The sequence below is a fragment of the Thermoleptolyngbya sp. M55_K2018_002 genome, from assembly GCF_015295965.1.
Classification (GTDB): domain Bacteria; phylum Cyanobacteriota; class Cyanobacteriia; order Elainellales; family Elainellaceae; genus Thermoleptolyngbya; species Thermoleptolyngbya sichuanensis.
In genome coordinates this window covers 1-2,289 of the sequence record NZ_DVEA01000428.1, presented here as the reverse complement: position 1 = coordinate 2,289, position 2,289 = coordinate 1, and the positions used below count along the sequence as shown (strand labels likewise).

The 2,289-nt window shown below is 60.3% G+C and carries 2 protein-coding genes; both read right to left on the bottom strand.

Annotated features, from left to right (window positions below):
* Nucleotides 1-614 precede the first annotated feature (614 nt).
* The gene (locus IGS51_RS21255; RefSeq protein ID WP_297080747.1) at nt 615-1,916 is read right to left on the bottom strand and encodes an FGGY-family carbohydrate kinase; all 1,302 of its coding nucleotides are present in this window, start codon (nt 1,914-1,916) and stop codon (nt 615-617) included.
* A partial coding sequence (locus IGS51_RS21250) for an SGNH/GDSL hydrolase family protein (RefSeq protein ID WP_367279402.1) occupies nt 1,876-2,289 on the bottom strand: 414 nt, incomplete at its 5' end. The genes IGS51_RS21255 and IGS51_RS21250, both read right to left, overlap by 41 nt.

The following is a 2,289-nucleotide window of genomic DNA, read 5'->3' as shown; positions in this document are numbered from 1 at the left end:
GTGCGGGGAACGGAGTTGGGCGGAATGCTTGGGCGTTGTGCGTCTGTCATAAGTCCACGTCTCGCAAACGATGGGGAAGCGTGTTCACTGGCGGCGTTTCTGAGCGGACACTGTTAAGCCAGATTTAAGCCAGATTTCGGTTCATCCAGAGTTTGGTTAAGCCAGATTTCAATCCCTAACCAGTAGAGGATCGTCTAGATGATTGCCAAATTAGCTCAATCTCCATAATCTACATTGATTATGGGCAAGACTTACGCACTTGCGATAGGCTCTCTGGGTTTTAAACAGCTTCTCGCAGGCTGCGCTCGCGAAAAATTGTCTAACTGCGTAAGTCCTACATGGATAACAGCATACTCAAGAAATTACGAATCCCGTAGGATACCCCCTTGAGAATTCCCAAGATGGGGAAGTGAAACATCATTTTGGATAGGTGATTAGATGGGTGATTGGGTAGATGGGTGATTGAGTCGGTGATCGAAATTGGGATTTTGGGTTTTGGATTTTAGATTTTGGGTTTTGGGTTTTGTGACTATCTCGGTTCTTTAGAACAGCAGGGCCGATGAAACCGATGGAAGCCCTGCGTGCGCTTAGTCTAGCAATCTAAAATCGCCAATCTAAAATCCAAAATCACCATCGGGCTGGAGGGCGGCGCGGGCTAGGCGTGCAGTTCCATAGGCGGCTTCGGTGTGGGGAGAGGGCAGGACGGGCACTTGCAACAGGCGCGATCGCACGTTTGTCCAAGCCTCATTCTGCGCCCCACCGCCCGCGGTCAGCACTTCTCGTAATGGCGTTGCGCCCAGGTCTGCCAGCCGCCGATAGCCCAGGGCTTCGATGCGGGCGATGCCTTCCAGCAGCCCATGCAGAAAGTCCACGGGATTGTCGGGGCGCGGCTCCAGGCGGGGCGGCAGGTTGGGGTCGTTGATGGGAAAGCGATCGCCCGGTTTGGGCAGGGGGTAATAGTCCAGCGGGCTGGGGCGAGACGGGTCGATCTGGGCGCTGAGGGCAGCCAGTTCGGCATCGCTAAAAAATTGCCGCAGCACCGCACCGCCCGTGTTCGATGCACCGCCCACCAGCCACAGATTGCCCAGCCGATGGCTGTAGATGCCGCTGGCAGCGTCGTCTACCCGAACGGTGCTGAGCAGTTTGAGGACTAGCGTAGACCCCAGCGAGGTGACGGCTTGCCCCGGCGTGCTGGCTCCGCTAGCGAGGAAGGCGGCGATGCTGTCGGTGGTGCCCGCGCAGATCTGGCAGGTGGCGGGAATGCCCAGGCGATCGCCCAGGACAGGCAGAATGGGGGCGATCGCCGTACCGGGCGCGTTTATCTGGGGCAACTGCACAGGCAGGTTGGCCGCCAGCAGCCAGTCGGGATAGCGCAGTGCGCCCACGTCATAGCCCAGCTTGAGGGCGTTGTGATAGTCGCTGAGACCGAGGCGGCCGTGCAGCAGGAAGGCCAGCCAGTCGGCCTGGTGGAGGAGGTGCGGGGGGGGAGCGTTTGGGGCCAGAGGCAGCGTGCTAAGGAGCCACAGGAGCTTGGCAAGGCTGGAGGTAGCGCTGAGGACGGTGTGCTGGGGCGGGGCGATCGCCCTCACCCGGTCTAGCATTGCCGCACCGCGTGCATCGTTGTAGAGCAGGGGTTCGGCCAGGGGAATTCCGGCATCGTCGCACAGGAGGACGGTAGAAGAGGTGCCGTCGAGGGCGATCGCCGCCAGGGTTTGGCGAATCTCAGCCGGAATTTGGACAATCAGCGCCAGGAGGGTGTCTCGCCAGATTTCGGCAAGGGCGCTGGACGGAATGCTTGGGAAAGGCAGGCTGGCCTGCGCCACGATTTTGCCGCTGGCATTGATGGCGATCGCCCGTGCGCCGGAGGTGCCAAAGTCAATGCCGAGAAAGGTGCGGAGAGAGGTAGCGGCTGGCATGGTGGAGGATGAATTCGGCGATCGCCTGACTGATTTGCGTGTTTCCAGCGGGGCTGGGGTGAATGCCATCGCGATAGAGGGCTTCGGGGTTTCGCAGCGCGTTCCACCGAGGCAGCAGGTCAAGAAACGGCACATTGCCCGCTGCCAGCAAGGTGCGGAGTCGCTGGCGAGCGACCTGTTCATAGTCTCGCGGGCCAGGCTGCTTTAATTCTCGCCGCAGGGGAGACAGCGCCACCAGCAGTTGCGCTTGGGGCTGCACAAACTGACGCATTTGTTCAATCGTCAGCAGGTTATCGGCAACGGGGTCGCCGCTGGGCGGACGGGTCGCAGGGCGCTGGGTAGGGCGGGGCAGCAGCAGCGACAGGGCTTCCCA

Excerpts from the sequence above, each read along its gene's own strand:
- IGS51_RS21255 (WP_297080747.1), bottom strand. The coding sequence starts at position 1,916 with ATGCCAGCCGCTACCTCTCTCCGCACCTTTCTCGGCATTGACTTTGGC.